Origin of the sequence: Massilia sp. 2TAF26, assembly GCF_052115005.1 — a bacterium.
GTDB lineage: Bacteria > Pseudomonadota > Gammaproteobacteria > Burkholderiales > Burkholderiaceae_D > Telluria.
Window position 1 is genome coordinate 1 of sequence record NZ_JBFRFV010000059.1, and the last position, 6,405, is coordinate 6,405.

A 6,405-nucleotide genomic window follows, 5' to 3' on the forward strand; every position below is an offset into this window, starting at 1 on the left:
GACACGAAGCGGATCCGTGCGCTCGCGGTGCCGTTGACGGACGAGGTGATGGTTTCGGAATAGGTGCCCGGTGCGACGTGAACCGTGTCGCCCGGCAGGGCCAGGTTGGAGGCGCGCTGGATGGTGCGCAACGGAGCGGTGCTGGACGTGCCCGCGTTGGTGTCGCGGCCCGAGGTGGAAACATACAGGTTTCTTGCAGACGCTGCAGCCGAGCTCATGAGTAATACTGCAAAACCGCTGAGCAACATGGCGTTGGACGCTTTGGGAAGACGAGCAAAAGTTTTCAAGGGAAATGCCTTTAATCACGAAAAGAAGAGATCGAATTTTACGGTAAGAAACTGACGTAATTCAACTTTTCTCGGAAAAAATTTTTCTCAGTGAATTGTTTGGCTATGGAATTTTCCTGAAATCAATTAAAAACGAATGTTCAATAAAAGTTCAATATTTAATCTATAAAATTTAATAGTTCATTAATGTTTTTGGTCGCAATATTTCTCAAATAAAAGCAATTTTATTTGTTCGTAAATTATTCAAATACGAGCTGGCGCGGGATTCTTTAGGGGGCTGTCGAGAGGAAATTGCAGGGGAAAAGCAGGGGATTAGGTTTTCATTAACTTATTCGGGGCGCGCCGGGTTGCGACACGATTCCTCTCCATATTTTTTCTAGGAAAATCAATGACTTGCGAAAATGAGACGTGCCCTGTTCAATGGCGCACAAGAATTGCGGTATGGATGAGGAGACCGCTTTTGCACAAGTTGCAGTCTCTCGAGAGGAAGGTCGCCGAGGCGATCCATTGGATCGAGGATTTTGTATTCGAGCGAAGATACCAATTGAATTGCAGCGGCTATATCGAAAATCGAAAGCTGGAAACAATTCATTCGGCGGCCCTGCCGCATTCGATGGCCTATCAGGCAGTCACTTGTGCCGCGATCCGTGAATTGATCGATGAGGTGGAAAAGACCGGTATCGTATTCGATCATTTTATCGATCTCGGCTCAGGCAAGGGCAAGGCCTGTTTTTACGCCGCTATGCGATTTCCGTTTCGTAAGATTATTGGCGTCGAATTTTCCGAGCCGCTCGTTGAAATTGCTCGAGATAATGCTGCCAGATTTGGGGCGGAGAATATCTTCTTTGTTAATGCCGATGCCGCCTCCTTTTGCCTGCCTCCTGGCAACAATCTGGTTTTCTTGTTCAATCCATTTAGTGAGTCCATTCTGAAAAAATTTCTAGAGAGTAATGCGGATCGATTCAGGCAAAGCCGGTCGGTCATTGCTTACGCCAACGACCAGCATCGCCTTTGCCTTGCAAGGGCCGGCTTCGTCACTCTCTTCAGGAATCAGGACACCCAAGGGTCCCTGCATCAGTACATTACTGGTTGAGCCGGGACGCGGCGGCGGCGTGGCAGTCGAACTGTTGCGCTAGGGGATGAGAAAATACGGGAGGCTTGTTTGAAAGCGGCGCAATGAAAGCCTGCGCCTTTCAATGTCTTGCGGTACGCAGTACTTTTATGCGTGGTGGATAAATCATTCCGGCATGGTGAAGATAGTCGATACGATCCTGTACGGTATTGCAAGCTCCATCGCACAGCAGTCATCATTGTGCGACAGAGCTTGCTTCGCCAGGCTGACGACGCACTACTCCGCTAATGCGACGGTTTCGATCTTGGCGGAAGGCATCGCAGTCACCTTATCCAGCAAGGTGCGTGCAACATGATCGGCATCGGAGCGGGACAGATAGGGCCCCATCGGCAGACTCATTACCCTGGCGGCCATTTCGTCGGCAACCGGGCAGGTATCCCTGATCTCTGGCGAGGTATAGGCCGGTTGACGATGGATAGGCATGGGGTAATGAATTGCGCTTGGAATTCCGGCCTCCTTCAGCGCGGCCTGTACCCGGTCCCGTTCTTCGAGAACGACCGTATATTGTGCATAGACGCTGCTGCGTTCCGGTAATACGCCGACCAGGCCGATCCGGCCCGACAGAAGGGCGTCGTACCACGCCGCCACCGTGGCGCGCTCGGCCAGTTCCCAATCGAAGCGCTCGAGCTTTGCCAGAACGACCGCACACTGGAGCGTGTCCATGCGTCCTCCTACGCCGATGCGCGTATGGACGTAGCGCTGCGATTGCCCATGGACGCGAATTTCACGTGCTGCTTTGGCAATCTCGTCATCATCGGTGAACAGTGCGCCACCGTCTCCGTAACATCCGAGTGGTTTGCTCGGAAAGAAGCTGGTACAGCCAATGTCGGAAAGATGGCAACTTTTTTTGCCGCGATAGGCTGCGCCGAAGCTCTGCGCCGCGTCTTCGACGACCGCCAGTCCAAAGCGTTGTGCAATCCCGTTGATCTGATCCATGTCGGCTGGCTGACCGAACAAGGATACCGGCATGATCGCCCGGGTGCGGGCGGTGATGGCGGACTCGATCAGCGCAGGATCGATATTGCAGGTTTCGCGGTCGATATCGACGAACACCGGCTTCGCGCCGACCAGGACGATTGCCTCGGCGGTGGCGATGAATGAGAACGGTGTTGTGATCACTTCATCACCCGGACCGATGTCGAGCGCCATCAGGGCGATGATCAATGCCTCGGTGCCGGATGAGACTGTGACGCAATGGCGCGCGCCGCAGTACTCTGCAAGCCGTGTTTCGAGCTCTGTCACTTCCGGCCCCATGATGTATTGACCGTGGTCGAGAACGGTCTGGATGCGCTGGTTGATCAGGTCGCGGGATTGTTGATATTGGGATTTGAGGTCGATGAATTCCATGGTCGATTCACTTGGCTGGTTCAGGAAAGCGGGCCCAGGCGCCGGCGCTTGTGCTGTAGGAAAGCATGCAAGTACCGTCTCGCAGGATGTAGAGATCCTTGGTGTGTTGGCAGCGTGCCTCGGCATTACCGGTCAGCGGCAAAGAGAGGCGTTCGCCGAAACGGCTGATCCATCCGATCTGGCGTGCCGGTATGCCCGCCATCAAGGCAAACGCCGGCACGTCGCGGGTGACGACCGCGCCCGCGCCGATGAAGGCGTGCTCGCCGATCGTTACCCCGCAGACGATGGTCGCGTTGGCGCCGATGGTGGCTCCGCAGCGTACCAGCGTGCGCCGGTATTCGTGCTTGCGCGTGACCGCCGCCCGTGGGTTATAGACATTCGTGAAGACCATGCTCGGTCCGCAGAACACATTGTCCTCGAGCGTCACGGCATCGTAGACCGAAACATTATTCTGGATCTTTACGTTGTCGCCGATCACAACGTCGTCGCCGACGAACACATTCTGGCCGAGCGAGCAGCCGGCGCCGATACGCGCCCCCGCGCAGACGTGGGCAAAGTGCCACACACGGGTTCCCTCGCCGAGCACGGCGCCATCATCGACGATCGCGCTGAAGTGGATGGTGGTATCCATGTCAGTAAGCCAGTGGCAAGGCCACACGCTGGCCGTCGCGTGCCGACTTGTATGCCGCGATCAGCACTTCCAGCGACTTCAGCCCCTCACGGCCGTCGGTTTCCGGCTCGGCCTCGCCACGCAACACCTTGATCACGTTGTCGTAGTAGAGCGGGTGGCCGAAGCCGTAAACGGAACTCGTCTCATAGCTGGCGTCGCGCACCTTGTCGTCGTCTGGATCCGGGGTGGCGAATTCCCAATGCTGGATCTCGTTCACGGCGACGCCGCCGATGCGTACCGTGCCGCGCTCGCCCAGTATCGTGATCGAGCCTTCCAGATTGCGCGGGTAGGTGAGCATGGTGACATTCATCGAACCCAGCGCCCCGTTGCGCCAGCGCAGGCTGAGCACCCCGGTATCCTCGACCTCGATGTCGCGTGCCAGCGTGGCGGTATACGCTTGCAGGCTCTCGACCGGGCCGATGATCCATTCGATCAGGTCGACGTAGTGGCTGGCCTGGTTCATGAAGGCACCGCCGTCGAATTCCCAGGTGCCGCGCCATTTCGCACTGGTGTAGTACTCCGGCGGACGGGTCCAGAACACATTCAGGTTGACCATGTAGATGCGGCCGAAGCGCTTCTTGTCGACCGCCCGCTTGAGCAACTGGAGCGTGGCGTTGCGGCGGTTCTGCTTGACCACGAACAGGCGCACGCCGGCCGCGTCGGCGGCGGCGACCATCCGCTTGCCGTCCTCCCAGCGGGTTGCCATCGGTTTCTCGGTCATCACGTGGTGTCCGGCTTGCGCGATCTGGATCGTCTGGTCCGGATGCATGCCGGACGGTGTCGTCAGGATGAAGGCATCGGCTTCGCATTTTCGCAACATCTCGTCCAGGTCGGTATAGCCGGGGGCGCGGGTCGAGCCTACAGCGTGGTCGAGGGCACGCGGATCGACGTCGCAAACACCGACCAGTTCTGCACGCTCATGATGCTTGCGCAGCGCATCGAAATGATTGTTGGCGATGCGGCCGCAACCGACCAGGGCAAAGTTGATCTTGCGGTCGGTAATGGGAGCGGGATAAGGGCGCATGGCGGGATCCTCAAGCTTTCACGATGTTGGACATGGGGGCGAGGTAGACACCGCGCGTGTCCACGATGAGCGGTGCGTGTCTCTGGATCAGATCGTAGTCAAAGGCGGAGTGCGCGGTCGCCAGCAGCACCACGTCATAGGAAGCGATGCTTGCGGGTGTCAAATCGACGCTCGCGAGGTCGAACCGGTGCTCGCGCATGCGCGGGAAGACCGGTACGTGCGGATCTGAATAATGAACCACGGCGCCCTTGTCCCGCAGGATCTCCATCAGTTCGACCGAGGGCGACTCGCGCATGTCCTCGACATCCTTCTTGTAGGCGATGCCCAGCACCAGCACCCGGCTGTTCATGACGGACTTGCTGCGCCGGTTGAGTGCATCCGTGACCTTCTCGATCACCCAGTGCGGCATCTCACTGTTGATTTCGCCCGCCAGTTCGATGAAGCGGGTGTGAAGTCCGTAGGCGCGCGCTTTCCAGGTCAGGTAGAAAGGATCGATCGGGATGCAATGCCCGCCCAGGCCGGGGCCAGGGTAATACGGTGTGAAGCCGAAGGGCTTGGTGGCCGCTGCGCGGATGACCTCATGGATGTCGATGTTCATGCGGTCGGCGATGATCTTCATCTCGTTGACCAGGCCGATGTTGACGGCGCGGTGGATGTTTTCCAGCAGCTTGGTCAGCTCGGCGGCGCGGGTCGAGCTGACCGGCACCACGCGGTCGATGGCGGGGCTGTAGAGGGCGATGCCGGCCTCCAGGCAGGCCGCGGTCACGCCGCCGCAGACCTTGGGAATGGTGCGTGTCTGGAAGTCCGGGTTGGCCGGATCTTCGCGCTCCGGCGAGAACACCAGGAAGACGTCGCGCCCGACAATGAAGCCGCGCGATTCCAGCCGCGGCTTGAGTTCCTCGTCGGTGGTGCCGGGGTAGGTGGTGCTTTCCAGCGACAGCACCTGGCCAGGGCGCATGAAAGGCAGCAGGGCGTCGGCGGTGCCGAGCACGAAGGACAGGTCCGGTTCGCGGTAGGCGTTCAGCGGGGTCGGCACGCAGATGATGAGCGCGTCCGGCTCGCCCGCGCGGGCGAAGTCGGTGGTTGCCTCGAATCCCGTGTCGTGCGCCTTCGCGATATCGCCGGCCTTGATATGGTTGATATAACTTTCCCCCCGATTCAGACGCTCGACCTTGGTACCGTCGATATCGATGCCGAGGACGCGGAAGCCTGCCTCGACATAGCGCAGCGTCAGCGGCAGGCCGACGTAGCCCAAGCCAACGATGCCGATAATGGCTGTGCGGTCACGCAGCTTGTTGACAAGCTGCTCCAAGGATGCTGGCTTGCTTTCATCACGCATGGAAATCCTCCTGAATCGGTTAGGGAGAGGGGCAAGGCGAATCAGATACGGAACGAGACGGCTTTCTTGATCAGTCCCAGACGCTGCGGGGTCCGGACGGGCTGGGCGGCTGGTGCGCTTGGTGCGCTTGGTGCCGGCTGGGGGCTATATTCGGTGACGATGGCCTTGACCATCGACTCGATCATCTTGCGATCATGGGTGTCGCAGGCCATCATCAGGCAGGTGATGAAGGTGTCGAGAACCCCGGGGCTCAAGGCATTTTCTTTCATGCGCATGATGCGCGGGTGGTCGCTGGGGAAGATCACGCCGTCGGTCAGCAGCTCCTCGTGCAGCTTCTCGCCCGGAAACAGGCCGACGTAGCGGATCTCGATGTCGCCGTCCGGATTCTGGATGCCTTTTTCGGTCAGGCCGTGCAGGGCGATCATGGTGCGCGCCAGGTCGACGATGCGCACCGGTCCGCCCATGTCGAGCACGAACACGTCGCCGCCCTTGGCCATCGCGCCGGCCTGGATCACCAGCTGGGCGGCCTCGGGGATCAGCATGAAGTAGCGCGACACTTCCGGGTGGGTGATGGTCAGCGGACCGCCGCGTGCGATCTGGCGCTGG

7 protein-coding genes are annotated in these 6,405 nt (G+C 58.9%); 1 reads left to right on the forward strand and 6 read right to left on the reverse strand.

Annotation, left to right across the window (positions count from 1 at the left end):
* Window positions 1-218, reverse strand: a 218-nt coding sequence (locus AB4Z32_RS27260) for a DUF1565 domain-containing protein (protein ID WP_442123696.1), incomplete at its 3' end; no start/stop codon positions are given.
* A 529-nt stretch (window positions 219-747) separates the two neighbouring features.
* Between AB4Z32_RS27260 and AB4Z32_RS27265 the strand changes: the two genes are divergently transcribed.
* Window positions 748-1,380, forward strand: coding sequence for a methyltransferase domain-containing protein (locus AB4Z32_RS27265; RefSeq protein WP_442124954.1), 633 nt, complete (start codon window positions 748-750; stop codon window positions 1,378-1,380).
* A gap of 255 nt (window positions 1,381-1,635) precedes the next feature.
* Here AB4Z32_RS27265 and AB4Z32_RS27270 read toward each other — a convergent pair whose 3' ends face one another.
* From AB4Z32_RS27270 to AB4Z32_RS27290, 5 genes are all read right to left on the reverse strand, one after another.
* The gene (locus AB4Z32_RS27270) at window positions 1,636-2,766 is read right to left on the reverse strand and encodes a DegT/DnrJ/EryC1/StrS family aminotransferase (RefSeq protein WP_442124955.1); all 1,131 of its coding nucleotides are present in this window, start codon (window positions 2,764-2,766) and stop codon (window positions 1,636-1,638) included.
* A 7-nt stretch (window positions 2,767-2,773) separates the two neighbouring features.
* A complete protein-coding gene (locus AB4Z32_RS27275) occupies window positions 2,774-3,397 on the reverse strand; it encodes an acyltransferase (protein ID WP_442124956.1) in 624 nt (207 codons plus the stop codon).
* A 1-nt stretch (window position 3,398) separates the two neighbouring features.
* Complete coding sequence (locus tag AB4Z32_RS27280) at window positions 3,399-4,460, reverse strand: Gfo/Idh/MocA family protein (protein WP_442124957.1); 1,062 nt, start codon at window positions 4,458-4,460, stop codon at window positions 3,399-3,401.
* Between the two features lie 10 nt (window positions 4,461-4,470).
* The gene (locus AB4Z32_RS27285; protein WP_442124958.1) at window positions 4,471-5,799 is read right to left on the reverse strand and encodes a nucleotide sugar dehydrogenase; all 1,329 of its coding nucleotides are present in this window, start codon (window positions 5,797-5,799) and stop codon (window positions 4,471-4,473) included.
* 41 nt (window positions 5,800-5,840) lie between these two features.
* On the reverse strand, window positions 5,841-6,405 hold a 565-nt coding region (locus AB4Z32_RS27290; RefSeq protein WP_442124959.1), incomplete at its 5' end, for a polysaccharide biosynthesis protein.

Bases quoted from the DNA above. Each gene is read 5' to 3' on its own strand.
- AB4Z32_RS27280 (WP_442124957.1), bottom strand. From the start codon at position 4,460: ATGCGCCCTTATCCCGCTCCCATTACCGACCGCAAGATCAACTTTGCC.
- AB4Z32_RS27270 (WP_442124955.1), bottom strand. From the start codon at position 2,766: ATGGAATTCATCGACCTCAAATCCCAATATCAACAATCCCGCGACCTG.
- AB4Z32_RS27275 (WP_442124956.1), bottom strand. From the start codon at position 3,397: ATGGATACCACCATCCACTTCAGCGCGATCGTCGATGATGGCGCCGTG.
- AB4Z32_RS27285 (WP_442124958.1), bottom strand. From the start codon at position 5,799: ATGCGTGATGAAAGCAAGCCAGCATCCTTGGAGCAGCTTGTCAACAAG.